The following is a 25873-nucleotide window of genomic DNA, read 5'->3' as shown; positions in this document are numbered from 1 at the left end:
GGTCATGCGACAGCCGACCCGGTGGGAAGCCAAAGTCCGGTCCGACCCCCAGCACTCGCACTGGTACGTCGAGCGCTTCCGGCAGATGGCCGCCGACGGCGCGGACCTGCACGGCGAGGCGCGGCTGGTCGACGCGATGGTCCGGCGCGGCGCGCGGGTGCTCGACGCCGGCTGCGGGCCGGGCCGCGTCGGGGGCGAGCTCGCGCGGCGCGGGCACACCGTGGTCGGCGTCGACGTCGACCCCGTGCTGGTCGAGGCGGCCGAGGCGGACCACCCCCAGGGGCGCTGGCTCGTCGGGGACCTCGCCGAGCTCGACCTCGCCGCGCACGGCATCACCGAGCCGTTCGACGCCGTCGTGTGCGCGGGCAACGTCATGACGTTCGTCGCCCCGGGCACCGAGGTGGAGGTCCTGCGGCGGCTCGGCGCCGTGCTGGCGCCCGACGGGCGGCTCGTCGTCGGCTTCGGCGCCGGCCGCGGCTACGCGTTCGGCCAGTTCTTCGACGACGCGCGCGCGGCCGGCCTCACGCTCGACGTCGCGCTGGGCACGTGGGACCTGCGCCCGCTCGAGCCGGACTCCGACTTCCTGGTCGCGCTGCTCAGGCGGGGCGGCGGTCGCGCCCGCTGAGGGCGCCCACGCGCCGTCGCAGCACGACGTCGGCCGCCGTCGCCAGAGCGGCGCCGACCGCGTACGCGAGCAGGTCGGTCGCGACGAACGTCGTGCCCAGCACGTAGCGCGCGACGGGCACCTGCGCGACGACGTCGCGCGGGAGGTCGGTGAGCTGCAGCAGCTCGACGGCGACGCTCAGGGCCAGCGCGGCCAGGCCCACGCGCCACGACCGGGCACGCGGCACCGCGAGCGCGACGAGCACGTAGAGGAGTGCGGCGTAGAGGGCGCCCCCGCCGAGGTCCGCGGCGAGCCCGTGCCCGCGCGAGACCACGAGCCCCGCGGCGACGACGCCGACCGCCGCGACGGCGAGCGCACGGCGGCGCGCGTGGGACATGGTCGCTCCTCGTCGTCGGGGCGGGCCGCGGCGGCACCGTCCGGCCGATCGTGCCGCACGCGTGCGGGGTACGGTGGCACCGTCGACCCAGGGAGGACCCGTGGCGCGCTACTTCGACGTCCACCCGCAGGACCCGCAGCCCCGGAGCATCGGTCAGGTCACCGCCATGCTGCGCGACCAGGACGCGCTCATCGCCTACCCGACGGACTCCTGCTACGCCCTGGGCGCGCGCCTGGACAGCCCCACGGGCGCCGACCGCATCCGCCGGATCCGCGGGCTGAACGACAAGCACCACTTCACGCTCGTGTGCGCGGACTTCGCCCAGCTCGGCCAGTTCGTCATCCTCGACAACTCGGCGTTCCGCGCGATCAAGGCGGCGACGCCGGGCGCGTACACCTTCATCCTCCCGGCGACGAAGGAGGTGCCGCGGCGCCTCGCGCACCCCAAGAAGAAGACGGTCGGCGTGCGCATCCCGGCCCACCCCGTTGCCCTGGCGCTCGTGCGTGAGCTCGGCGAGCCGCTGCTCTCGAGCACGCTGCTGCTGCCCGACCACGAGGACCCGCTGACCGAGGGATGGTCGATCAAGGAAGAGCTCGACCACGTCATCGACGCCGTCGTGGACGCGGGCGACTGCGGCACCGAGCCGACGACCGTCGTCGACTGGTCCGAGGGCTACCCCCAGGTCGTCCGGGAGGGCGCCGGCGACCCGTCCCGCTTCTGACCGCGGCGCGCTCACGTGCCCGCCCGGCTCACCCCGCGCGCACGTTTCGCGGAACCCACTCCCCCGCACCGGTAGCACCGGTCCCCGCGGCCGTGCCGGCCCGAGAGCCGAACCCGCGCGGCGCTGACTTCTACTCCCGTCCCGCGGTAGCCGTTGTCCACGATCACCCGCTTGCGCCGTTCTCGGATCTCAAGCGGGGCGGTGCGGGCGCCGATCTCCTGGGCACGAACAGGGAGGCGCCGTGGCCGCAGGGGAAGGTGCTGAACGCGAGGCATCGCGCCATGCCAGACGCGTCGACCGGCTGCGCGCCGAGCAGCACCGCACCGGCGACCCGACGGGAGAGATCCGTGCGGCAGCCGAGCGAGCCGCTCGCCAGCACGATGCCTGGGCCTCCGGGGCCGACGGCGAGCGCCGGGTCGCGCGCGCCCTGGTCGCCCTCGAGGTCCACGGCTGGGTCGCGCTGCACGACGTTCGGTGGCCAGGTCGCACCAGGGCCAACATCGACCACATCGTGATCGGCCCGGGTGGCGTCGTCGTCGTCGACGCCAAGAAGTGGAGCGGCGAGGTCACGGTCCGCGGCGGCACGCTGCGGCAGAACGGGTACCGACGGAGCGACGCACTCGAGGGTGTCGCGGCTGCAACGGCCGAGGTGGCGGCGCTGCTCATGCCCGCCCATCGCGTCCTGGCACGCTCGGTCATCTGCCTCGTCGGCCATCGCATGCCGTCGACCATGGCTGACCACGGCGTGACCGTCGTCGGCCTCGAGCACCTGGCGGCACAGCTGCGCTCCCTGCCGGCGCGCCTGACGGCGGCCGAAGTAGCGGACATCGCCAGGTACCTCGACGGTCTGCTCGGCCGGACGCCTCCCCGACCCGACCGCGCCCAGCGCAGCGCGACACCGCTGGTCCCCGTGGTGCGCCATCCCGCCGCAGGGCACCACGAGCCAGGGCTCTCGCCGGCGGCATCGGCCCTGGTGGCGTTCCTCGCAGTCCTCGTGTGCGCGCCCGTCGTCGGCGGCCTGCTCCTCGCCGCCCTGTCATCGCTGGGCTGACCCGAGGACCTCGGATCGTGGCATTCGCCTCCCGGCCAGCGGGAGGCACAGTCCACGTGGACGTCGCACGGACTCGGGATGCGCCGACGGCACGGCGTGGTTGGCTGAGGTATGCCGCTGACCGGAGAGTACGCACCGTCCCCGTCCGAGTGGGCCCGCACGCAGGCCGAGACGTTCGAGGCCACGGACGGCCGCGAGGCGAACACCCTGCGCGGCGTCCCGATCATCCTGCTGACCTCGGTCGGCGCGAAGAGCGGCAAGCTCCGCAAGACGCCCCTCATGCGCGTCGAGCACGACGGCGAGTACGCCGTGGTCGCCTCGAAGGGCGGCGCCCCGGAGCACCCGACCTGGTACCACAACCTCGTCGCGAACCCGCACGTCGAGCTGCAGGACGGCGCCGTCCGCAAGGACTACCACGCGCACGAGGCCACGGGCGCCGAGCGCGACGAGTGGTGGGCCCGCGCCGTCGAGGTCTGGCCCGACTACGCCGAGTACCAGACCAAGACCAGCCGCCTCATCCCGGTCTTCGTCCTGACGCCCATGGAGGCACCCGAGGCTTGACCCAGCGCGTGGATCCCCGAGCACCAGAGATTCGTCGACCCGAACCGGGGCTAACGCTCGAGTGTCCCGTCCCGAGGTGCGGCCTAGACCTCTACGGGTGGCGCCCCGTTCGCCTCGAGGCAGTCCCGTGCGGTTGCAGCGGCAGCCACAACCTCCGGCCAACTCGGATCAGCGAGATAGGTGTGGTCGGAGGCATCCTCGTAGCGGAGGACGAGTGGCAAGAACGCCTTCCCGAGCGCCCGGAGCGCAGGTACCTCGTCCGGGTACAGCATGGCTCCAGCCAGCTCCTCAGGCGCCTCGAGCGCGCTCGTGTCCTCGACGAGCCAGCGAATGACGGTCTGGAGCTCAAGCCGCCGCTGACCCGGTGCCACGGGCGGATCCAGCCACCGCTCCTTCTGGTACCTGGTATCCGCAAGCTGGCTGACCGCGGAAGCGATCTCGTACCTCAGCCATGGGAGCTCAACGCTCGTCATGGGGCCCCGGACCTCCCTCTCGGGACAGGATGAGACGTGGTCCGACGCGCGCGGCATCCCGTCACGTGCGGTCCGGCCCCGCTCCTCACCCGAGGCGTGGAGATTCAGCCAGAAGACGTCGCCCGGTCGTTCCTCGCCCGGCGGTATGCGATCCAGCTCGGACAGGATGCGCTCGAACGACACCGCAGGGCTGGTCCCCCAGGGCACGAAGCCCTCCGGTGTCACGTCGCCCGCCTCGGCGAGGCCGCGGAACAGCAGCTCCGCCACGGCACCCAGCGCCATCGTGCGGATGTCCGCGGGAAGAGTGGCACCGGCGCGACGTGCTTCGGAGGAGATCCACCCCGCGTCGAGCCAGTCATCGAGCCCTTCGGCGAGGAGTCGGTCAACCAATGGCGTCGGGTTGGGCATCCCATGAGTCCCTTCCGGTGATCACTCAGTAGCCGCGCGCCGCGTAGAACCAGACCACAGCCGGTCGGGTGCCGAGCTCGGGAGCGTCGAGCACCTCGCCGACCAGCTCGACGCGAGCCTCGCGGCCCAGCAGCAGCTCGAGCTCGAAGACGATCTCGGCCATGTCTGCGACGTCGCCATCGTTGCGTTCACGGAGCTGGACGTGGAGGCGGATGTCGTACCGCTCCACCACGACACCGACCGCGAGAGCGTGGACCGGAATGAGCCCCAGCGCCGCCTGCGAGGCCTGCGCGACGACGTAGTTCTCCCAGACCGGCGCACGCTTCGAGTCCTCCGGCGTCGGGAGCATCCCGGCGTCCGCCTCGGCGACCGGCACGCGGTCGGTGGAGTGCAGCTGCTCAGGTCCGGGGCTCGCGTGCCGGCCGGCGTCAGGGCTCATCGGGAAAGCCGCCGTTCCTCACCAGGCGGTCTACCGCATCCCCAGCCGCCTTCACCACGTCGGGCCAGACGCCGTGACCGAGAACCTCGCTGGGCTCCGCTTCATCAGTCTCGTCCAGCACGGCCTGCAGGCACGCGCCGAGGTGGCCGAGCACCGCGACCTCGTCCGCGAACACGGTCACACCCACCATCGCTTCCGGATGCGGCAGCAGCATCGACATCTCGAAGAGCTGGTCCAGCCGGAAAGCCAGGCTGTCACGGAACCCGTTCGGCATGGGCTCGCCCTGGACCCATCGCGCGTCCTGCGTGTCACCGTCGGCCAGTGCGCGCAGCGCGGCCAGCCCTTCGAGCCGCATGGCCGGGTATCTCAAGGTGCTCAAAGCTGCCCCCACTCCCGCCACGTCATCCACTCGGTGAGGGGAATGTGGCCCATGTCGAAACGAGCATCCAACGAACCCGAAATCGGTACCCCGTCGCGTCCGATCAATCTGCCGTCCCGGCGCACGACCACGTGAGCAACGTGCTGCGTTTCAAACGCATGAAGAGCATTCCCCTCATCGATCCGTACGCCATGCGAGACGAGATCCTCGGAGAACCACCGGAAGCCGACACCGCGCGAGTTGGTCGCGGCGGGTCCCCAGCTCTCCGGGATCCGCTGCGCAGCGTCAGCGAGCCATGCGGGAACCGGCCAACCATCAGGCGTCATCCAACCAGGTGTCCTCTGGCGCGCCACCGTATGGCCCGCCTCAGCGGCACTCGCGAGCAGGGCGCGGATATCCGAGCGATAGCCGCGACCCCGTGCCTTAACGGCGGCCGAAGACACACCGCGCCGTCCGATCGAACCAGCCGCTCCCGCGCCCCCGGTTGCCGCCGCCATCAGCGCCTCCGGCATCAAGCGCCCGCCGGCCCGGACGGGCTCCGTGCGCCAGGTGTCGTAGTCCGTCACGTCCTTCGCCAGCCCGACGGGATCCTCCCGCAACCCGTTCCAGACGTACATCGCCGCCGCAGCGCCGTCGCCGTAGTACCCGGTCGGGTCGAGGACCATGCGCGCGGGGTTCGTGTCCCACGCCATCTGGAGCATGCCGACGACGCCCTCGCCGACTCCCCGCCAGTACTGGTCCCGGTTGAGCGCGATGACGTCCCAGACGTCCGGCATCGGATCGATGTCCTCGGTGATGCGCCGCAGGGCCCCGGCCGACCGCTGAGCCGATTCCGCCACCGCATCCCGCAGGTCCTGCAGCAGAACCTCGGTCGCCGCGGCACCCACCGCCGCCTGGCTCCCCGCGCGCGCCTCGGCCCAGGCGATCGTGTCGGCATGGCGCTCGAGCGCCTCCGCGGCAGCGCTCGAGTCGTCAGCCGCGCACATGAGTCGGCGGCAGACCCCGGCCATGGCCTCCGCGAAGGCGTCGGACGCTTCCCCCGTCCACCATCCGACGTCCGTCCGGCGCACCACGCCCGCGATGCGGTCAGCCGCCTCGCCCCGCTCGCGCAACCGGGCAGCGTCCTCGCGCAACGCCGCTGCGCTGCCGAACCGCGCACCCGCGCTCACGACACGTACATCGCGACCCGCGTGACGGCGGCGCGCACGTCGGCCTCGCTGTACTCGCGCGCCGAGCTCCGCAGCCCGTCCCCGAGGCCGGTCAGCGCGAGCTGCGCCCGCACCGTCTGGTCACCCAGCGCGTCCCGCAGCGCCGTCGCGGCGGCGGCGAGCCCGGCGTGCCCGTACGCGGAGGTCCGCACGATCCGTGGCGCGAGCTCCGGCGCGACGTCGTCCGCGCAGCCGAGCAGCCGCTTGCCGGCGTGCTCCAACGCCTCCCAGTCCACCTCGAGCTGCGCCATGTCTCCCCCTCGCCGCCGGCGTGAGGCCCAGTTCTACCGAAATCGGACACCGCCCGACAGTGAGGGGGCACCCCTGTGGACAACTCCGCCTACGGGGCCGGGCGGACGTCCAGGGCATGGGACACGCTCCGCCCGACGCGGCGTGCCCACCACGGGTAGACCCCGGCCGCCAGCGCCGCGACGACGACGATCGCACCGACCTGGTTCTCACCGCCGGTCACCGCACCACCCGCACCGACCATCCCGAGCAGCGCGACCGCCACCACGGACCCGACGAGCGTGACCGCCATCGTCAGCAGCACGACGGCGAGCCGCCGCCCCCGCGGGAACAGCCTCCGCGCCGCCACGACCAGCCCGACCACCCACGCGAGCACGCCGGCGCCGACGCCCACCACCACGCCGACGACGACGGCCGCGAGGCCCGCCCAGCCGTCCGTCTCGGCGTCGGTGACGAGAGCCCTCATGACGAGCCCGACCACCAGCCCGACGCCGACCGCCAGGAACACCGCGACGACCACGCTCCCCAGGGCCCACGCGAAGGCCAGCCGGCCGCTGGGGGCGGCCGGGGCGACGTCGTCAGCGCTCATGGCCGACACGCTAGCCTCGGCCGGAACCGCACCGCCGAAGGAGCCACCGTGAGCACCGTCGTCCCCTGGTCCGCCGGGGCGTGGACCACACCGCCCGTCCGGACGTGGGAGGACGGCACGGACCTCCTCGTCGAGGCCGCCGAGGGCAGCGACGCGTGGCGGCACACGTCCTACGGCTTCGTGCACGACGACGCGCACGCCCTCCTCGCGCCGCTCCCGAGCGGCCGGGCGGTCGAGGTCACCTTCGACGCGGCGTTCACGGAGCAGTTCGACCAGGCCGGGCTCATGCTCCGCGCCGACCCGGAGGCCTGGGTCAAGGCGGGCGTCGAGCACTCGGACGGCACGCCTCAGGTCGGCGCCGTCGTGACGCTCGGGCACTCCGACTGGTCCGTCGCGCCGGTGCCCGACTGGTCGGGTCGGACCGTGACGGTCCGGGCGAGCCGCGCGGGCGACGCCGTGACGCTGCGGGCCCGCGTCGACGACGAGCCGTTCCGCCTGCTGCGGGTCGCGTACTTCCCGCCCGACGCCGACGTCGGCGCCGGGCCGTACTGCTGCGCACCCACGCGCGCCGGTCTGGTCGTGCGCTTCCGGCGCTGGGCCGAGGGTGCCGCCGAGGCCGCCCTGCACTGAGGTTCCGGCCGGCGCTGGGCGCCGGACCTGCCCGACGGCGCGCGTAGCCTGACGCCGTGCGTCTTCCTACTGCCGTCATCGCCGCCGCCGCGCTCGTCGCCGGGTTCGCCGCCGCTCAGCTCACGGACGTCCGCGCCGCCGGGGCGGTGGTCCTTCTCGTCGGTGTCGCGTGGTGCGTCGCGCGCGAGGTGCGGCACACGCCGTGGTGGCGGCTCCTGGTGACAGCCCTGGTGGGCGGCGCATGCTTCGCGGTGTCGCACCTGCTCGCGGACACCCTGGGACCGTGGCCGGCGGTCGCGCTCGCCGCGGTGGTTCTGGGCGGCGCCACGTGGGTCCTCGTGGACCGCCCCGGGCGCGACCGGGCGGTCGTCAGCTGACTCCGGTCACGAACACCCCGAACCCATCCGCGACGGAGTTGTTCTCGTAGGCGGTGATCGCCCGGCGTACGGCCTCGGCCCCGATGTGCTGGTGCGCGATCGCGCTGCTGCGCGCGCGCAGGTCCCGCACGGAGACCCCGACGTCACCCATGACGACCGGGACCTGGTTGACGGAGTGGAGCAGGGCGATCAGAGCCGCCTCGCGCGGGTCGGGATGGCGCCCGTCGACGAGGACATCGCGCAGTCGTTGCCGCAGGCCGGCCTCGTGGCTGGAGTCCTCGGCCGGCCAGGACGTCCGGGGGAAGATCCCGAGGACCTTGCCCTGCTCGACGCGCAGGATCCCGCGCGCGACCAGCCGCGCCCGCAGCTCGTCGAGCAGCCCGGACCGCAGCGGGCCGAGCGCGCTCTGCGGCTTCTTCGGCGTCGTGGACGCGAGGCGCCGCAGGCCCTCGTCGAGCACCGGGTCACCGACGGGCGTGGCGTCCCGGACGACGAGGCGACCGGCGCGGACCGACTCCCCCGGTGCCGCGACGGCTACGCGACCAGCGAGCAGCAGGTCGGTCAGCACCCCGCCGGCCAGGACGAACGCGAGCCGCTCCCCGCTCTCCATGGTGCGCCCCGAGCCGTCGTCGGTGAGCAGGAGGAGGAGGTCTTCGCTGAGGATCATGCCCCAACGGTACGGCGACCTGGCGCCGTCCTGAGAATCGGCCGACGGTCGGTTCGTTCCATGCCGGAAAGCGTGTCGCAACCCGCGCGACACACAGGGCACCTAGCGTCCGGGCATGGACGACGTCGGCCACCGCCCCACGCCGGAGGCACCGTGAACGTCGACCCGTTCATCGGCACCGAGGTCACGGCCCTGCCCCCGCAGTCCGGGGCGGCCGCGACGTGGTGGTGGCCCAAGCCCCAGATCGGCAACACGCACCCCGGGGCGACGTATCCGCTCGGGATGGTCTCGGCGTGCGCCTACTCGGGCGCGTACCCGACGGGCTACGGCCGCTTCGACCTGTCCACCGAGGGCGTGCCGACGACGATCCACGACCGCCAGGTCGCCTCGGGGTTCACCCACTTCCAGCAGTCCGGGACCGGCGCGATCCGCAAGTACTACAACTACTTCCGCACGACGCCGATGCTCCAGCCCCTCGACGCCCTCGGCGAGACGTGGGAGCTGCACGACGAGGAGGCCGAGCCCGGCTGGTACGCGGCGACGTTGGACTCGGGCATCCGCTGCGAGCTCACGGTCGGCCCCAAGAGCGCCGTGCACCGCTACACCTTCCCCGCGCACCCGGACGCGCGCCTGGTGATCGACCTGTCTCTGGGTGGCCTGTCGATCCCCCACGGCCGGACCGTGCCGCTGCGCGCACACCTGCAGTCGGTCGCGCCGGGCGTCGCCCAGGGCGAGATCGTCGTCGAGGGCGCCCCGCTCGCCGTCCACGTGGAGTGCGACGCGACGGCGTGGCGCCAGCTGCTCTGGTACGACCGGCGCCTCATGCCCGGCGGCACGCGGCTCGACTTCGACTACATCCGCCCCACGACGCTGCGCCCCTTCGGCCTGATGTGGGCGGGCCCGACGACGGCCGGCCAGGTCGTGGAGCTGCGCTTCGGCTTCTCGCTGCGCGGCGTGGAGCAGGCACGGGAGAACCTCCACCGAGACTGCGGTCCGGGGCCGTCCAGCTTCGCGGCTCGCCGCGCCCGGACGAGGGCGACGTGGGCCACCCACCTGGACAGGGTGACCGTGGAGGCGCCGTCGGCCGAGCGGGCCACCGTGTTCGAGACGGCCCTGTACCACTCTCTCGTCAAGCCGTGCCTCGCCTACGGCGAGAGCCCGTTCTGGCCGGCGACCGGCCCCTTCGCCTTCGACGTCTCGACCATGTGGGACATCTACCGGACGCAGCTCCCGCTGCTGACGGCGCTGCTGCCCGACCGCGCCGTCGAGCTCGCGCAGGCCCTGCTCCACATCTGCGAGGAGGAGGGCAACCTCCCGATCGGCTACCGCATGGCGCGCGGCGCGGACCAGTTCTCCCGGCAGGGCAGCGCGCTCGCGCACACGTTCCTGGCGGACCTGTGCGCCCTGGGCCTGCCCGGCATGGACTGGGACTGGGCCCTCGTGCACATGCACAACGACCTGCGGCGCATGTACGGCGAGGACTTCCTCCTGCGGGGGAAGGCGCACCCCATCAGCCACACCCTCGACCTCGCGTTCGGCTACTGGTGCTCGGCTCTCGTGGCCGACCACGTGGGGGACTCCGCGCTGGCCGAGGAGTTCACCGCCCTGGCCGCTCGGTGGCCCAACGCCTTCGACCCCTCGACGGGCCTGCTCCAGGACTCGACCTTCTACGAGGGCGGTCGGTGGAACTACTCGTTCCGCCTGCTGCACGACATGGCCGCGCGCATCGCGCTCGCCGGGGGCGACGACGCCTTCGTCGCCCTGCTCGACCGCTTCTTCGGCGTGGGTGCCGACCCCGTGATCCAGCCCGGGATCCGGCCCGGCGTCGACGAGATGCTCGCCGGGTACAGCCTCGGCCGTTTCGAGGGCCTCAACAACGAGCCCGACATGGAGGCGCCGTGGGCGTACCAGTACGCCGGCCGCCCGGACCGCACGGCCGACGTCGTCCATGACATCGTCCAGCAGCAGTTCGGCCCCGGGCGGGGCGGCCTCCCCGGTAACGACGACTCCGGCGGCCTGTCGTCCTGGTTCGTGTGGGCGTCCATGGGACTGTTTCCCGTCGCTGGCCAGAACGTCTTCCTGCTCAACGCGCCCGCGTGGCGCGAGTCCCGGATGGAGGTGGGTGGCATGGACGGCACACCAGGTGCGGTGCTCACGATCGAGACGACCGGCTTCCGGGAGCCGGAACCGGGCGGGCCCGCGCAGTACGTCCAGGCGGTCCACCTCGACGGCGAGCCGCTCGACCGCAGCTGGTTGAGCGGCGGCGAGCTGCACCGCGGCGGCCGGCTCACGATCGCGCTCGGACCGGAGCGCGACCGCTGGGACGTGTCCCGCCCGCCGTCGAGCCCGACGGCGCCACCGATCGGCCACCGCCGGTGACCGCGGCGCGCAGGCCGCGGCGACGGCTGGTCATCGTCGTGCGCGCCGACCCGGTGATCTGCGGTCACTCGGGCGAGGCCAGGAACCTGGCGGAGGCCGCGCTCGAGCGCGGGTTCGACGACGTCCGGATCGTGACGTGGCCGATCGACCGCCTGCGCGACGCCGGGCTGCCGTTGAAGCCGCTCGAGCTGGTCCTGCCGTACTCCCCCGGGATCACGGTCGAGCGACCCGCCCCGGTGGGCGACTACCGCGTCCCCGACGGGCGTTACCTCGCCGGCCTGACCGGGCGGCTCGTCGAGCTCTTCACCGACGGCGTGCCGACGGTAGCGATGTCGCTGTACCTCTCCCCGCACGCGATCGCCGTCGCGGACGCCGTCCGCATCGCGCGGGCAACCGGACTGCGCGTCGACGTGACCACGGTCGCCGAGGCCGTCGGCTCGGACGTGACCAACGTGGTGCGCGCCTGCGTGGAGGAGGACCGCCTCGGCCCCGCGGCCCACGTCCTGAGCAGCTACCTGGCCCACGACGTGTGCCTGGCGGTCTCGCAGTACACGCGGGACCTCATCGTCGAGGAGGCCACCGCGCTCGATGCGCGCCACGGCACCACCTTCGCGGCGCAGCTGCGCGAGCGCGTGCGGATCTCCTACCCGGCGATCGACACCTCCGCCTACCTCTCGCTGGACCCGCACGAGACCGACCGGGTCCTCGCACGCCGCGGGCTTCGCCGGGACGGGTTCGTGCTCTTCCTGTCCCGCCTCGCGCACGCCAAGGGTGTCGACGACCTGATCGCGGGGTTCGCCGCCGCGGACATCCCCCGCACGACTCGTCTTGTGGTGGCCGGCTCGGGACCGGACGCCGCACGGCTCCACGGCCTTGCCGAGACATCGAGCGCGGCGGGACGGATCGTGTTCTTCGACGACGTGGGCGATACCGAGAAGGCGCACCTCATGGCCGGATGCGCGGCGTACGCGCTGCCCAGCAAGCCCCGCTCGGAGTTCGTCGAGACGTTCGGCATCGCCCTGGTCGAGAAGATGCTCGCGGGCGGCGGACCCGTCATCACCACCAGGACGGGGGGCATTCCCGAGGCTGTCGGCGACGCCGCGGTGTTCGTCGACGCCGGCTCGCCCCAGTCGATCACAGCCGCTCTCGAGCACGTGCTCAGCTTCAGCGGGAGCGAGTTGCTCGCGTGGGAGACCCGCGCACGCGCCTGGGCCACGCAGTTCGACCGCCAGGCAGTGCTCGATGCGCTCCTGGCGCACGTCGACACCCCACCCGTGCCCCAGCTCGCGGTATGACTCACGAATGCTGCGCACATGTCCGGCAGATTCTGGGTAACGCAACGAGGCCGTCCCCGAAAAGGGGACGGCCTCGTTGTGAAGTGATGTTCGGCGGCGACCTACTCTCCCACACAGTCTCCCGTGCAGTACCATCGGCGCAGAAGGGCTTAGCTTCCGGGTTCGGAATGGAGCCGGGCGTTTCCCCTTCGCTATGACCGCCGAAACTCTATGGAGATGTCAATCGGGTTCCCGACCGTATCTCGGGAACCGCACAGTGGACGCGTAGCACAAGTAAGAGTGTGTCAAGTTATCGGCTTATTAGTACCGGTCAGCTGCGGCAGTCGTTAGTCCTGCCTTCCACATCCGGCCTATTCACCCAGTGGTCTAGCTGGGAGCCTCTCGGGATCAAGTCCCATGGAAACCTCATCTTGAAGCAGGCTTCCCGCTTAGATGCTTTCAGCGGTTATCCCTTCCGAACGTAGCCAACCAGCCGTGCTCCTGGCGGAACAACTGGCACACCAGAGGTTCGTCCGTCCCGGTCCTCTCGTACTAGGGACAGCCCTTCTCAAGTTTCCTGCGCGCGCAGCGGATAGGGACCGAACTGTCTCACGACGTTCTAAACCCAGCTCGCGTACCGCTTTAATGGGCGAACAGCCCAACCCTTGGGACCTACTCCAGCCCCAGGATGCGACGAGCCGACATCGAGGTGCCAAACCATGCCGTCGATATGGACTCTTGGGCAAGATCAGCCTGTTATCCCCGGGGTACCTTTTATCCGTTGAGCGACGGCGCTTCCACAAGCCACCGCCGGATCACTAGTTCCGACTTTCGTCCCTGCTCGACCTGTCAGTCTCACAGTCAAGCTCCCTTGTGCACTTGCACTCGCCACCTGATTGCCAACCAGGCTGAGGGAACCTTTGAGCGCCTCCGTTACATTTTAGGAGGCAACCGCCCCAGTTAAACTACCCACCAGGCACTGTCCCTGATCCGGATTACGGACCGAGGTTAGATATCCAGAACGACCAGAGTGGTATTTCAACGTTGACTCCACCGACACTGGCGTGCCGGCTTCACAGTCTCCCACCTATCCTACACAAGCCGTACCGAACACCAATACCAAGCTATAGTAAAGGTCCCGGGGTCTTTCCGTCCTGCTGCGCGTAACGAGCATCTTTACTCGTAGTGCAATTTCGCCGAGTTCGCGGTTGAGACAGCGGAGAAGTCGTTACGCCATTCGTGCAGGTCGGAACTTACCCGACAAGGAATTTCGCTACCTTAGGATGGTTATAGTTACCACCGCCGTTTACTGGGGCTTAAATTCTGAGCTTCGCTCCGAAGAGCTGACCCGTCCTCTTAACCTTCCAGCACCGGGCAGGCGTCAGTCCGTATACATCGTCTTGCGACTTCGCACGGACCTGTGTTTTTAGTAAACAGTCGCTTCTCCCTGGTCTCTGCGGCCTTCGAACGCTTCGGCAGCAAGTGCCTACACGCCTCAGGCCCCCCTTCTCCCGAAGTTACGGGGGCATTTTGCCGAGTTCCTTAACCACGATTCTCTCGATCGCCTTGGTATTCTCTACCTGACCACCTGAGTCGGTTTAGGGTACGGGCGGCTAGAACCTCGCGTCGAGGCTTTTCTAGGCAGCATAGGATCACCCAATCATCCCGCATAAGCGGTCACCATCAGTTCTCAGGCTATGTGAGCTGCGGATTTGCCTACAGCTCGCCCTACAACCTTGGACGTGGTCTACCATCGCCACGCTGGGCTACCTTCCTGCGTCACCCCTGTTAATACGCTTACCTACTACCGGTTCGGGTCGTGCGCTCCCCCGTCACGTCCCCGAAGGGATCTAGACGGCTTCGGGCACTTAGCATCACCGGGCTCGGTATGGGCGGTTCTTCGCCGGTACGGGAATATCAACCCGTTGTCCATCGACTACGCCTGTCGGCCTCGCCTTAGGTCCCGACTTACCCAGGGCGGATTAGCCTGGCCCTGGAACCCTTGGTCATTCGGCGGACGGGTTTCTCACCCGTCTTTCGCTACTCATGCCTGCATTCTCACTCGTGTGGCGTCCACCGCTGGGTCACCCCGCGACTTCACTCGCCACACGACGCTCCCCTACCCATCCACACGCCTGGATCCGAAGACCTAGCTATTGTGTGAATGCCACAGCTTCGGCGGTATACTTGAGCCCCGCTACATTGTCGGCGCGGAATCACTTGACCAGTGAGCTATTACGCACTCTTTCAAGGGTGGCTGCTTCTAAGCCAACCTCCTGGTTGTCTGTGCAACTCCACATCCTTTCCCACTTAGCATACGCTTAGGGGCCTTAGCTGGTGGTCTGGGCTGTTTCCCTCTCGACTACGGAGCTTATCCCCCGCAGTCTCACTGCCACGCTCTCACTTACCGGCATTCGGAGTTTGGCTGACGTCAGTAACCTTGTAGGGCCCATCGGCCATCCAGTAGCTCTACCTCCGGCAAGAAACACGTGACGCTGCACCTAAATGCATTTCGGGGAGAACCAGCTATCACGAAGTTTGATTGGCCTTTCACCCCTAACCACAGGTCATCCCCCCGGTTTTCAACCCAGGTGGGTTCGGTCCTCCACGCGGTCTTACCCGCGCTTCAACCTGCCCATGGCTAGATCACTTCGCTTCGGGTCTAGAGCACGCGACTGTATCGCCCTATTCGGACTCGCTTTCGCTACGGCTTCCCCACACGGGTTAACCTCGCCACGTACCACTAACTCGCAGGCTCATTCTTCAAAAGGCACGCCGTCACCCCTGCTAGGGAGGCTCCGACGGATTGTAGGCAAACGGTTTCAGGTACTATTTCACTCCCCTCCCGGGGTACTTTTCACCTTTCCCTCACGGTACTTGTCCGCTATCGGTCACTAGGGAGTATTTAGGCTTAGCAAGTGGTCTTGCCGGATTCACACGGGATTTCTCGGGCCCCGTGCTACTTGGGATCCCCTTCGGGAGGCCACGCCATTTCGTCTACGGGGGTCGCACCCTCTGTGCCGGGCCTTTCAATGCCCTTCGACTATGACGCGACTTTCTGACTCCCTGCCAGCTCGGCAGAACTGACTGAAAGGTCCCACAACCCCGACCGTGCAACACCTGCCGGCTATCACACACGATCGGTTTGGCCTTCTCCGCTTTCGCTCGCCACTACTCACGGAATATCTCTTCCTGTGGGTACTGAGATGTTTCACTTCCCCACGTTCCCTCCACACGCCCTATATATTCAGGCGCGGGTAACTGGACATGACTCCAGCTGGGTTTCCCCATTCGGAGATCCTCGGATCACGGTTCGTTTGCCAACTCCCCGAGGCTTATCGCAGGCTACTACGTCCTTCTTCGGCTCCTAGTGCCAAGGCATCCACCGTTTGCCCTTAAAAACTTGCCACAAAGACTTACTTAAAGATGCTCGCGTCCACTGTGCAGTTCTCAAGCTACGGGCGGCCCCACCAGGATCCCGGCGCCTACCCCACCCGAAGGCGAAGCGGTTCATCCGGTCCCGAAGGTCCGATCGCAACCAACCCCCCACTGGGGGCCGGCCCGAGGTCCAGGTGCAAACACCTGTTCCCTCAGGACCCAACAGCGTGCCGAAACAACCACCCGGAGGTCTTCAGGTTCCTCCCGCGCCGAAGCACGAGGTACTGAGAAGCCACCAACGCGGCTGCCACTGGTCGATGTTCCACCCGTGAGCTACCCACCTCGAGACGAACGCTCGAGTAGTAGGCCCTGGACGCTCTCGCGCCAGATGCTCCTTAGAAAGGAGGTGATCCAGCCGCACCTTCCGGTACGGCTACCTTGTTACGACTTAGTCCCAATCGCTGGTCCCACCTTCGACAGCTCCCCCTCTTGCGAGTTGGGCCACTGGCTTCGGGTGTTACCGACTTTCGTGACTTGACGGGCGGTGTGTACAAGGCCCGGGAACGTATTCACCGCAGCGTTGCTGATCTGCGATTACTAGCGACTCCGACTTCATGGGGTCGAGTTGCAGACCCCAATCCGAACTGAGACCGGCTTTTTGGGATTCGCTCCACCTCGCGGTATCGCAGCCCTTTGTACCGGCCATTGTAGCATGCGTGAAGCCCAAGACATAAGGGGCATGATGATTTGACGTCATCCCCACCTTCCTCCGAGTTGACCCCGGCAGTCTCCTATGAGTCCCCACCATGACGTGCTGGCAACATAGGACGAGGGTTGCGCTCGTTGCGGGACTTAACCCAACATCTCACGACACGAGCTGACGACAACCATGCACCACCTGTATACCGCCCTTGCGGACCCCATGTCTCCATGAGTTTTCGGTATATGTCAAGCCTTGGTAAGGTTCTTCGCGTTGCATCGAATTAATCCGCATGCTCCGCCGCTTGTGCGGGCCCCCGTCAATTCCTTTGAGTTTTAGCCTTGCGGCCGTACTCCCCAGGCGGGGCACTTAATGCGTTTGCTGCGGCACGGAACTCGTGGAATGAGCCCCACACCTAGTGCCCAACGTTTACGGCATGGACTACCAGGGTATCTAATCCTGTTCGCTCCCCATGCTTTCGCTCCTCAGCGTCAGTTGCGGCCCAGAGACCTGCCTTCGCCATCGGTGTTCCTCCTGATATCTGCGCATTCCACCGCTACACCAGGAATTCCAGTCTCCCCTACCGCACTCTAGTCTGCCCGTACCCACTGCAGGCCCGAGGTTGAGCCTCGGGTTTTCACAGCAGACGCGACAAACCGCCTACGAGCTCTTTACGCCCAATAATTCCGGACAACGCTTGCGCCCTACGTATTACCGCGGCTGCTGGCACGTAGTTAGCCGGCGCTTCTTTGCAGGTACCGTCACTTTCGCTTCTTCCTGCTGAAAGGGGTTTACAACCGAAGGCCTTCATCCCCACGCGGCGTCGCTGCATCAGGCTTTCGCCCATTGTGCAATATTCCCCACTGCTGCCTCCCGTAGGAGTCTGGGCCGTGTCTCAGTCCCAGTGTGGCCGGTCGCCCTCTCAGGCCGGCTACCCGTCGTCGCCTTGGTGAGCCATTACCTCACCAACAAGCTGATAGGCCGCGAGTCCATCCAGACCGAAATTCTTTCCAGACGCTACAGATGCCCGTGCGTCTCGTATCCGGTATTAGCTCCGATTTCCCGAAGTTATCCCAGAGTCTGGGGCAGGTTACTCACGTGTTACTCACCCGTTCGCCACTGATCACCCGGTGCAAGCACCGAGATCACCGTTCGACTTGCATGTGTTAAGCACGCCGCCAGCGTTCGTCCTGAGCCAGGATCAAACTCTCCGTAGATGTCTATAGTCACCCACCCCCGAAAGGGCAGAGAAACCAACACACGAAGCGACCCCCCGAAAGGGGCCAGTTGAATCTGGCATCGATCAAATGTCAACTGACGTTAAACATTCGTCTCAACCACGTCGTCCGCCCCCGACAAGCACCCCACCGAAAGCAGGACACCCACCAAGAACGCCGACAAATGGCATCGACTTTTGGCACGCTGTTGAGTTCTCAAGGAACAGACGCACATCCCTCAAGGCCGTTTCCGACCCATCCGGAGGCAACTTCTCAATCTTATGCTCCTGGGCGCTGGTGTCAAATCCGCTGGACCGACTCCAATGCACAGGCAACCCCGTCCGAGGCGCGGTGAAGCGCCTCAATCTGAAGGGGGTTGGCACCCTGGGACCGGCCTGCAGATCTCTCCGCTGTCCGTGCCTCCCGTTCGGGTGCATGGCAACGTTACACGGGTTGGGCCGGCACTCCAACTCGCGCCGCTGTGGCCTGGGACACGCAGCTCGACGCGCGCCGATCGCCCGGCGCCGCCGGGCGCTGCGGCCCTCGCGCGGGGCTAGGGGCGCCCGCGCCAGCTGGGCGTCAGACGCGAGTGCGGCGCGGGTTGCTGACGCTCGTCCACACGTCCTGTTCCGCGACGACGACGTCCGTGGTCTCTGTCTCGTGCATGGCACACCTCTTCCTCGGTGACTCGATCTCTCGATGTCGAGACATCTTCGCCTGCTCCTAGCGCCTTGCGCACCCCCAGGGAGCGATCGCTTGCTGGCGAGCCGTTGCCGATATATCGTGAGCGTGTCAACGAAAGGACATCATCATGAGGAACCACAACCACATCGGCCCGCGTGGCGGGGCAGAGGTCCGCTTCCGCTTCCAGCCGCCGGCGTTCGAGGACGGCGCCGGCGACCACCGGAGCGGTGGCGGCGAGCGCCGCGGCCACCACGGCGGCCGGGGCCCGGGCGGCTTCGGCGGGCCCGGCGGCTTCGGCGCTGGCGGCTTCGGCGGCCCTCCCGGCTTCGGCCCTGGGCGTCGCGGGCGCGGGCCCCGGGCTCGCGGCGACGTCCGGGCCGCCATCCTCCTGCTGCTCGACGAGCAGCCACGACACGGATACGAGCTGATCCAGGAGATCGGGGACCGGAGCTCCGGGACGTGGACGCCGAGCCCCGGCTCCGTCTACCCCACGCTCCAAGCGCTCGAGGACGAAGGGCTCGTGACCATCGAGCGCGTGGAAGGACGCCGTACGGCGTCGCTGACGCCGCAGGGCACCGCCTACGTCGAGGAGCACCGCGCGACCCTCGGCACCCCGTGGACCACGGCGGGCTTCGACCCTGCGTCCGCCCTCGCGCTCCGGCAGGAGGTCATGGCGCTCAAGGACGCCGTCGCGCAGGTGGCGAAGGTCGGCACCTCCGAGCAGCACACCGCCGCGAGCGAGGTCCTGGTCCGCGCACGCAAGGAGCTGTACCGGCTGCTCGCGGGCGACTCCCCGACGCAGTCGTGACCTCGACGCGGGCGACGACGCCGACGACGATGGCCCCCGGACTGGTTCCGGGGGCCATCGTCCGTGTGCTGCGAGCTGCTCACCTACCCTCGTCGCATGAGGACTGACGGCAGCGCGCGCGGCACGACCCTGGATCCCGCCCGATGAGGGCGGCACGCAAGGCCGCGCCCTGGGTCGCCGGCGGCGTCGTGCTGGCGATGCTGCTCGCCGGGCTGGTCGGAGCGCTCGGCGGGCTGGGCTGACGCAGGGCCGCACTCTCCGCTGCCATGAGCACGCACCGCACCCGATCTGGTGCCAAGATCGGCCGGCAGGTGCTGTCACCCCGCTGCGGAGGAGGCCCGGATGGAGCACGACGAGCTCATCGGACGGCTGCGTCGGCTCGAGGGCCGGCTCTCGCGCATCGAGCGGCGCGAGGGGACGCTGCGCAGGACCGCGTCGATGCTCACCCTCGGCGCCGCGCTGTCGGTCGTGTCGATGTCCCTCACGTGGCTCGGCGACGGGGTGGACCTCGACGCGGACCACGTGACCGAGGCGGTCACCTGGCCCGGTCTGAGCGGCTGGAACCTGCTCATCAGATTCACCGGGACGACCGAGGGCGGCGAGGCCTTCCTCACCGTCGCCGTGCTGATGCTCCCGCTCCTGACTGCTGCCGCGGCCCTGACCGCCCTGCGCAGCGACAGCCCTGGTCCGTCCCGCCTCGCCGTCGCAGTCGCCGCGGTGACCGCAGGGGTGGTCGGCGGGCTGTACCTGCTCGGTCTGCTCACGACGCGGTACGGGCAGGTCGTCGGGTCCGGATGGCTCCTGGCCGCCGTCAGCGCCGCCGTCGTGGCGGGTGCGGCCTACGCCCAGGTGTCGGTCCTGCGGGACGAGGAAGAGCGGCGGCCACGTGCGCGCACGGGCCTCGCGGCTCTCCGCTGACGGGTGTGCGGCCCGGTGGCGGCCTCACCCGCCACGGGCGCACTGGGCCACGGCCGCCAGGATGCGCGCGAGCAGCTTCTCGTCGTACGGGAGCCAGGGGACCGTCGGCGTCGGGCGCGGCGTGACGACGAGGGGCACCTCGTCCCCGTCGAGCGTGATGCGCCCCGTCCGCAGGTGGATGGCGAAGCGGCCGACGTGGAGATGCGTGCGGCTCAGGTGTGTGTCCGGCAGGCCCTCCGTCGCGCGGGCGACCACATCACGCCGCAGGGCCAGGCCGTCGCTCCAGTGCGGCAGCCTCGCCGGCCGGTCGGGGACGAGGCCGAGGGCCGCCACCGAGACCGCAAGGTCCAGGGAGCGAAGGATCTCGGAGAGGAGCACATGCCCCTCGGCGGCGTCGGGAGACCACGCCGTGCCGGCACCGCGGCCGGTACGGAGCCGCAGTGCCCCGAGCACGGACTCACCACGCGCGCCGGGGTAGGCGCCGGGGAGGTCGACCCGCGCCACGACGGCGCCCTCGGTGCGCGTCATCCCGTCGTGCGCGTCGCTCGTCCACCCCGCCCCGCGAGCGACCGCCGTGAACAGCCGCAGGTCGACGACGTAGCCCTCGAAGTCCGTGACGACGCCGTCAGCCGCCGGGATGGCGCCATAGTGCTCGCGGAAGACCTGTCGGAACGGCTGGTCGATGCGCTCGCGCCAGATGCGGTCGCGCCACGCGCCCCGCTCCTGGTCGTCGGCGGAGGCCGGGTGCCACAGCGCGACAGAGGCGTCGGGCGTCACCGAGACCTCCAGGTCGTCGGCGTCCGTCCACAGCAAGGTGCCCGCGCCCGGGCGCGGCATCGCCGACCGGACGCGACCGTCGGCGCTGGTCACCCTCCACACGAGGCGACCCGCCACGTCCCCGAGCGAGGGGGCGACAGCGTCCTGCCACTGCGCCGCCGGCCAGTGCAGACCCGTGAGATAGCCCTTCTCGAGCAGGCGCAGCTGTGTCGTGCGCCGCGGGTCGTGGAGGTCAGGGTCGCCGCGGAAGGCGATCGCCGGCCGCAGCGCGAGGTGGCGCCGGGCGTCCGCCAGGTGACGCGTCAGCTTCTTCTTCACGCCCGCGTGCCGGACCGTCGGTATGACACGGGTCAGGGCCTGGACCGTCTCCGGCGTCGGCGCGCACGCGATGGCACGGCCGAGGTTCATCGCCAGTGACTGCGAGGGAACCGTGCGGGCGGCAGGGTCCGGCGCCGTCGAGACCGCCTCGAGCAGTGGGGGCACGAGATCGGCGACCCAGGGCTCGTCCCATGCCAGCGCCTGGAGCGCGGCCTCGGCGACGACGGGCGCCTCCGTCCCGGTGAACGCGGCGTCGGGTGCGTACGGCACACGCCCCGCGGCGACGTCGCGGGCCCGCTCCAGCGCATCCTCGAGGGCGTTGCGGACCCAGGCCCGGTAGGCGGGGATGTCGTCCGGCCGTGGGCCGCCGTCACCGACCGGCGTCGGGCGCGCCCCCACCCACAGCTGCGGGGCCCGGTCGAGGAGGAACCGCTCCTCGGCGGACAGGGTGGACACCATCTCGAGACGGCCGGCGTGCCAGCTGCTTTCCGCGGTGCCACGAAGGCGGTCGTCGAGGTCGGGCCAGACGTCCTCGGCGCCGGGAATACCGGCGAGCAGGGCAAGCGCGGGACCGTGGCCCCACGGGAACCTGTGCCTGCGCTCGGGTCCCGGGGCGGGTGCGTCCGCCGCAGCACGGAGCACGGCGAGGAGCGCTGTCGCGGCGGCGACGACGTCCGGCGCCACCGGGTCGGTCGCGCGCCGCAGGACGTGCGCCGCCGCGGTCAGCCGGCCCGCCGGCGTCTGCCGCGGCCCGTCGCCGTCCGCGAGGGCACGCAGCACGGCGCTCGCCGCGGCCGGCGGGTAGACAGCGTCGTCGAGGTGCCTCCGCAGCGTGCCGGTGAGCCGCGGGTGAGCCGCGGCCCGGACCTGGTCCGTCTCGAGATGGACGTGGAGGCGGCCGAGGTCCGCGGGGGCGAGCTCGACCACCCGGTCCGCCAGGGCGACCTCATCGTCCGTCGCTTCCCGCGCGGCGAGCGCCTGCTCGATCCGGTGCACGAGCGAGGCGGTGGTCACCGGGCGAGTGTCGCGCACGGGGCCGACACCGGGCAGCCGCCCACAGGGTGACGACGGGAGCACACCCCGCCCCACCGGGCTAGCGTCGCCCCATGACCGGGGACGGACACGTCTTCGTGGTCCACGGGCGCGTGGAGAACCTGGACCACGACGCCGTCGTCGTGCCGACGGACCGGGCGTTCTCGGTCGGCGAGCGGTGGGCGGCGGCGCTCGGTCGGCGTGACGACACCGGCGCGGCCGCGTGGCGTCGGGACGTCGGGGCGCTCCGGCCGCACGGCTGGGCCGACGCCGGCTGGGGCCGGGCACGGGAGTCGTCCGTGCTGCGCCCGCGGTCGCCGGTCTGGTTCGTCGACGCGGCGAACGGCCGCGGGCTGGCGGGCGCAGCGGACGCCGTCGGGCCCATGGTCGACCGGCTGGCCGCCGTCCTCGCGGACATCGACCACGCCCAGCTGCGACCCGGCGGGAACCGGCCGCGGCCCGTGGTGGCCGTGCCCACGCTCGGCGTCGGGCGCGGCGGATTCGGGGCAGTGCGGGGCGACGTCGTCGACGCGCTGCTCGCGACCTGCCTGGCTGCGGCGCACTCGGGGGGGATCGACGTCGTCGTCGCCGCGGCGGACGCGGCGGACCACGCGGCGTTCCAGGCGCGACGCCGCCTTCTCGGTGGAGGTCACGCCGACCACCTGCCTCCCGGCCTGCTGCGCGACGCCGAGGCGCTCGCCGCCCGCGTGACCGAGGGGTCGCTGGCGCTCTTCATCGGCGCGGGGGTGAGCATGTCGGCGGGACTGCCGTCGTGGGGCGAGCTCATCGGGCGGCTCGCGCAGGACGCCGGCGTCGACCTCGGCACCGTCCGGTCGCCGCTCGACCAGTCCGAGCTGCTGCGGCGCGTGCTCGGCGAGCAGCGGCTCGGCGAGCGTGTCGCCGAGCTGACCCGCGGGGACGGCCGGTACGGCCTGTCGCACGCGCTGCTCGCGTCGCTGGGGTGCGCGGAGGCAGTGACCACCAACTACGACGACCTCTACGAGCGTGCCGTGCACGACACCGGCCAGGAGCACCTCGCGGTGCTCCCCTTTAACCTGACGATGCCGGGCGCCCCGTGGCTGCTCAAGATGCACGGCGACGCGCGGTTCCCCGAGACGATCGTGCTGTCACGGTCGGACTTCGTGGGCTACGACGCGCAGTCCGGGCCTATGGGCGCCGTCGTGCAGTCGCTGCTCATGACCAAGCACCTCATGGCGGTCGGGGCCTCGATGACGGACGACAACTTCCTGCGCATCGCGCACGAGGTGCTGCTGTTCCGGGCCGGCAGCACGCCGCTCGCGTCCGACCGGCGGCGGGGGACAGCTCTCGGCACGGTCGTCACGTTCTCCGCCGACGAGGCGACGCGGCGGTTGTGGGAAGGCCGCTTCGACTACGTCGCCGTCGCGCACGACAACGGCGCCGGCCCCGGCGTGCGGGCCAGGCGCCTGGCGATCTTCCTTGACGCGGTCGCGATGCACGCGACGCCGGCGCAGTACCTCGCCGACGAGCGGTACGCGGCGCTCCTCAGCGACCGCGAGCGCGAGGTGGCGGAGAAGGCTCGTGACCTGCGACGACGCATCGAGACGCTGCCCGAGGCGGAGCGGGCGGCGTGGCGGCGGCTGGCAGACGCGCTCGGCGAGGTGGGGGCCGGATGACGGAGGCACTCGCGCCGGACCTGCGACGCCTGCTCGCGAGGTTCGCCGCGCTCGGCCAGCCACGGCGCTACGACGACTCCGGCTTCCGGCTCGCGAGCACTCTCGAGCCGCCCGCCACAGCCCACGAGATCGCCGCCACCGTGCCCGAGCACGCGCCAGACGAACTGCGCGAGCTCTGGTCGCTGACCCGAGGTGCCAGGCTCTTCGAGGACGTGGACTACGGACAGTGGGGGATGGTGATCCTCTCGCCGGCCGCCAGCGCCAGGCGCACCGCGCACGAGCGCATCGCGCGCCCCGACGAGCTCCGACCGCACGACGTCGTCATCGCCGAGTTCCTCGGGGACTCCGATCTCCTGATCGCGAGCGTCGACGGGTCCGGCGGCTGGCAGCTGCGGGTGGCCGAGCCGCTCCTCCCTCGGGAGGACTGGCCCGTGCTCCAGGGGTCACTGGCGGGCGTCCTGTGGCGGTTCCTCGCGAGCGGGGGCGAGAAGTACTGGTAGGCGGGCGGCTCCCCGCCGCCGAGCACGAACACGTGCGTCCCGGCGCCCTGGCCGAGCGCGTAGGCGCGGATCATCCAGCCGCGGTACCGAGGGCGCGACGGCGAGTCCGGCCTGCGCGCGCACGGCGATCGCGGAGACGTGGTGCGCGACCGTGTCGTGCAGGTCGCGCGCCAGATGGTTCGGCACGTCACCGATGGAAGGGCAGCGGTGGGTAGGGCTGATCGGCCGGAAGGAGGAGAGGTGCGCGGGCGGCGCCCTGCACGGCTACCGCCGGGAGCCCCACGGGACGGGTCGGACAGTTGTCCACAGGGCACTCCGAGGACCACTGCCCTGGCCTACGGTGCCCGACATGCGCCTTTCGCCCAGGACCGAACGCCATCGGCTCGCGGCGGTCGGCGCCGCCGTGCTCGCGGTGGCGCTCGTCGCATGCGGCAATGCCGCACCATCGCCAGTGCCGCGCCCTAGCGAGCCGGCCGTACCCGTCTTCACCGTCGACGAGGCGCGGGACAAGGCGCCCGAGCTGGTGCACCACACGGTGCGGCCGGAGCCACCCGCCCAGCTGGACGTCACCGCCGACGAGTCGGGCGGCATCTTCCTGGAGTACGCGCTGGCGGTTGCCGACTACACCCACGACACCGGTGACCTGCAGGCCTGGGAGCAGCTCAGCCACCCCGAGTGCGGGTACTGCGCGCACGTCGCGGAGCAGGCTCGCGCCGCCCACGCGGAAGGTCGGGTGCCCAGCGGGGCGACCTCGCGACTGCACGTGGCGCACGCGATCCGTGTCAGTGACGACTTCTTCTCCGTCTTGGGTCGCGTCGTCACGACGCCGAGCCAGGAGCTCGACGCCCACGGCACCGTCGTCGACACGGGCCCGGGTGGGACCTACGCGGTGGCGGCCGCCGTCGTGCTCGAGGAGGGCCGTTGGATGTTGCGCGGACTCGACTCCGCGACCGTCCAGAGGCCGGGGCCCGACGGTGGGCCACCCCTGGCTGCCGCCTACAGCGGACCGCCGACGGAGCTCGACAGCGACAGCTGGAGCGACGGCATCAGCACCGCCGCCCACTACGCCCACCTCGACCGATACGTGCGGGCGACGGGCGACGACGTCGCGATGCGTGACCTCACCGACCCGTCCTGCGAGACGTGTGGCTCGTTGATCGAGGACGCGCTCGCGCAATGGCGGACGTCGCCGACGCCAGCCGACGACCGCGTCGTCGTCGCGTCGGCGATGCCTGGCGGCGCCTCCGACACCTGGGTCATGGTGAACTTCCACCTGGTCGAGGGGACCGACCTGAGCCGCCTCGCCGTCTATGACGAGGGCCCTTCCTCACCGACGCGACGCCACTGGTACTACGCGATCACCGTGACGCACGACGGCGCCCGGTGGCGCGTCGCCCACGTGACCGCATCGCAGGGGTGAGCAGAGCGGCACCCGCTGCCGTGGCATGAGCGGCACGGCCGGCGGGGCCGGTGATGCGCC

The 25873-nt window shown here is 70.2% G+C and carries 23 protein-coding genes and 3 rRNA genes; 13 read left to right on the top strand and 13 right to left on the bottom strand.

The annotated features are described in order from the left end of the window. The first annotated feature begins 4 nt into the window (after positions 1–4). Positions 5–625: a bifunctional 2-polyprenyl-6-hydroxyphenol methylase/3-demethylubiquinol 3-O-methyltransferase UbiG gene (locus tag H2O74_RS00945; RefSeq protein WP_182112713.1), complete on the top strand. Its 621-nt coding sequence runs from the start codon at positions 5–7 to the stop codon at positions 623–625. Here H2O74_RS00945 and H2O74_RS00940 read toward each other — a convergent pair. Further along, positions 597–1001, bottom strand: a complete 405-nt coding sequence (locus H2O74_RS00940) for a DUF2809 domain-containing protein (protein WP_182112712.1) — start codon at positions 999–1001, stop codon at positions 597–599. The genes H2O74_RS00945 and H2O74_RS00940 overlap by 29 nt on opposite strands. 100 nt (positions 1002–1101) lie before the next feature. Between H2O74_RS00940 and H2O74_RS00935 the strand changes: the two genes are divergently transcribed. From H2O74_RS00935 to H2O74_RS00925, 3 genes are all read left to right on the top strand, one after another. Further along, positions 1102–1722 carry an L-threonylcarbamoyladenylate synthase gene (locus tag H2O74_RS00935; protein ID WP_182112711.1) on the top strand — a complete coding sequence of 207 codons (621 nt, stop codon included), beginning with the start codon at positions 1102–1104 and terminating at the stop codon, positions 1720–1722. A 241-nt stretch (positions 1723–1963) separates the two neighbouring features. Further along, complete coding sequence (locus H2O74_RS00930) at positions 1964–2773, top strand: nuclease-related domain-containing protein (protein WP_182112710.1); 810 nt, start codon at positions 1964–1966, stop codon at positions 2771–2773. Between the two features lie 111 nt (positions 2774–2884). Then, positions 2885–3334 (top strand): nitroreductase family deazaflavin-dependent oxidoreductase, encoded by a 450-nt coding sequence (locus H2O74_RS00925; protein WP_182112709.1) that lies wholly within the window; start codon positions 2885–2887, stop codon positions 3332–3334. Positions 3335–3417: 83 nt separating this feature from the next. Here the strand turns inward: H2O74_RS00925 and H2O74_RS00920 are convergent, their stop codons facing one another. The 6 genes from H2O74_RS00920 to H2O74_RS16545 form a co-directional block, all read right to left on the bottom strand. After that, a complete protein-coding gene (locus H2O74_RS00920; RefSeq protein WP_182112708.1) occupies positions 3418–4215 on the bottom strand; it encodes a hypothetical protein in 798 nt (265 codons plus the stop codon). Between the two features lie 25 nt (positions 4216–4240). Further along, positions 4241–4654 carry a hypothetical protein gene (locus H2O74_RS00915; protein WP_182112707.1) on the bottom strand — a complete coding sequence of 138 codons (414 nt, stop codon included), beginning with the start codon at positions 4652–4654 and terminating at the stop codon, positions 4241–4243. After that, positions 4644–5009, bottom strand: a complete 366-nt coding sequence (locus H2O74_RS00910; RefSeq protein ID WP_182112706.1) for a hypothetical protein — start codon at positions 5007–5009, stop codon at positions 4644–4646. The genes H2O74_RS00915 and H2O74_RS00910 overlap by 11 nt, the downstream gene beginning before the upstream one ends. A 20-nt stretch (positions 5010–5029) precedes the next feature. Next, the gene (locus tag H2O74_RS00905) at positions 5030–6202 is read right to left on the bottom strand and encodes a putative T7SS-secreted protein (protein WP_182112705.1); all 1173 of its coding nucleotides are present in this window, start codon (positions 6200–6202) and stop codon (positions 5030–5032) included. Then, positions 6199–6492, bottom strand: a complete 294-nt coding sequence (locus H2O74_RS00900) for a hypothetical protein (protein ID WP_182112704.1) — start codon at positions 6490–6492, stop codon at positions 6199–6201. Before H2O74_RS00900 ends, H2O74_RS00905 begins: the two co-directional genes overlap by 4 nt. Before the next feature lie 89 nt (positions 6493–6581). Further along, positions 6582–7079 (bottom strand): hypothetical protein, encoded by a 498-nt coding sequence (locus H2O74_RS16545; RefSeq protein ID WP_182112703.1) that lies wholly within the window; start codon positions 7077–7079, stop codon positions 6582–6584. Between the two features lie 48 nt (positions 7080–7127). Between H2O74_RS16545 and H2O74_RS16540 the strand changes: the two genes are divergently transcribed. Continuing rightward, complete coding sequence (locus H2O74_RS16540; RefSeq protein ID WP_182112702.1) at positions 7128–7709, top strand: DUF1349 domain-containing protein; 582 nt, start codon at positions 7128–7130, stop codon at positions 7707–7709. A gap of 56 nt (positions 7710–7765) precedes the next feature. Further along, positions 7766–8086 (top strand): hypothetical protein, encoded by a 321-nt coding sequence (locus H2O74_RS00885; protein WP_182112701.1) that lies wholly within the window; start codon positions 7766–7768, stop codon positions 8084–8086. Here the strand turns inward: H2O74_RS00885 and H2O74_RS00880 are convergent. Then, positions 8079–8753, bottom strand: coding sequence for a GPP34 family phosphoprotein (locus H2O74_RS00880; RefSeq protein WP_182112700.1), 675 nt, complete (start codon positions 8751–8753; stop codon positions 8079–8081). The two genes, H2O74_RS00885 and H2O74_RS00880, sit on opposite strands and share 8 nt — an antisense overlap. Positions 8754–8906: 153 nt before the next feature. Here H2O74_RS00880 and H2O74_RS00875 point away from each other — a divergent pair, with 153 nt between their 5' ends. Both H2O74_RS00875 and H2O74_RS00870 read left to right on the top strand, forming a co-directional pair. Further along, positions 8907–11132 carry a glycoside hydrolase domain-containing protein gene (locus tag H2O74_RS00875; RefSeq protein WP_255491712.1) on the top strand — a complete coding sequence of 742 codons (2226 nt, stop codon included), beginning with the start codon at positions 8907–8909 and terminating at the stop codon, positions 11130–11132. A gap of 38 nt (positions 11133–11170) precedes the next feature. Then, positions 11171–12427: a glycosyltransferase gene (locus tag H2O74_RS00870; protein ID WP_255491711.1), complete on the top strand. Its 1257-nt coding sequence runs from the start codon at positions 11171–11173 to the stop codon at positions 12425–12427. 88 nt (positions 12428–12515) lie between these two features. Here the strand turns inward: H2O74_RS00870 and rrf are convergent. The 3 genes from rrf to H2O74_RS00855 all read right to left on the bottom strand — a co-directional run bounded on the left by rrf (position 12516) and on the right by H2O74_RS00855 (position 17701). After that, positions 12516–12632, bottom strand: a 5S ribosomal RNA gene (gene rrf / locus H2O74_RS00865). Between the two features lie 75 nt (positions 12633–12707). After that, positions 12708–15815 (bottom strand): 23S ribosomal RNA (locus H2O74_RS00860). A gap of 368 nt (positions 15816–16183) precedes the next feature. Continuing rightward, positions 16184–17701: ribosomal RNA gene (locus H2O74_RS00855) — 16S ribosomal RNA — on the bottom strand. Together the 16S, 23S and 5S rRNA genes form the textbook arrangement of a ribosomal RNA operon. 811 nt (positions 17702–18512) lie before the next feature. Between H2O74_RS00855 and H2O74_RS00850 the strand changes: the two genes are divergently transcribed. Beyond that, positions 18513–19193: a PadR family transcriptional regulator gene (locus H2O74_RS00850; RefSeq protein ID WP_182112697.1), complete on the top strand. Its 681-nt coding sequence runs from the start codon at positions 18513–18515 to the stop codon at positions 19191–19193. Positions 19194–19535: 342 nt separating this feature from the next. Then, a complete protein-coding gene (locus H2O74_RS00845) occupies positions 19536–20111 on the top strand; it encodes a hypothetical protein (RefSeq protein WP_182112696.1) in 576 nt (191 codons plus the stop codon). Between the two features lie 24 nt (positions 20112–20135). Here H2O74_RS00845 and H2O74_RS00840 read toward each other — a convergent pair whose 3' ends face one another. Continuing rightward, a complete protein-coding gene (locus H2O74_RS00840; RefSeq protein ID WP_182112695.1) occupies positions 20136–22220 on the bottom strand; it encodes a DUF4132 domain-containing protein in 2085 nt (694 codons plus the stop codon). A 92-nt stretch (positions 22221–22312) separates the two neighbouring features. Here H2O74_RS00840 and H2O74_RS16795 point away from each other — a divergent pair, with 92 nt between their 5' ends. Continuing rightward, positions 22313–23893, top strand: a complete 1581-nt coding sequence (locus H2O74_RS16795; protein WP_182112694.1) for an SIR2 family protein — start codon at positions 22313–22315, stop codon at positions 23891–23893. Continuing rightward, positions 23890–24393 carry a hypothetical protein gene (locus tag H2O74_RS00830; RefSeq protein WP_182112693.1) on the top strand — a complete coding sequence of 168 codons (504 nt, stop codon included), beginning with the start codon at positions 23890–23892 and terminating at the stop codon, positions 24391–24393. Before H2O74_RS16795 ends, H2O74_RS00830 begins: the two co-directional genes overlap by 4 nt. On the opposite strand, the gene H2O74_RS16530 is transcribed toward H2O74_RS00830, so the two are convergent. Beyond that, positions 24337–24579 carry a histidine kinase gene (locus tag H2O74_RS16530; protein ID WP_255491710.1) on the bottom strand — a complete coding sequence of 81 codons (243 nt, stop codon included), beginning with the start codon at positions 24577–24579 and terminating at the stop codon, positions 24337–24339. The two genes, H2O74_RS00830 and H2O74_RS16530, sit on opposite strands and share 57 nt — an antisense overlap. Before the next feature lie 163 nt (positions 24580–24742). On the opposite strand from H2O74_RS16530, the gene H2O74_RS00820 reads away from it, so the two are divergent. Continuing rightward, positions 24743–25813, top strand: coding sequence for a DUF6318 family protein (locus H2O74_RS00820; RefSeq protein WP_182112692.1), 1071 nt, complete (start codon positions 24743–24745; stop codon positions 25811–25813). The last annotated feature ends 60 nt before the right edge of the window (positions 25814–25873 follow it).

The organism is Actinotalea sp. JY-7876 (assembly GCF_014042015.1).
Classification (GTDB): Bacteria; Actinomycetota; Actinomycetes; order Actinomycetales; family Cellulomonadaceae; genus Actinotalea.
This window is presented reverse-complemented; position numbering and strand designations above follow the sequence as displayed.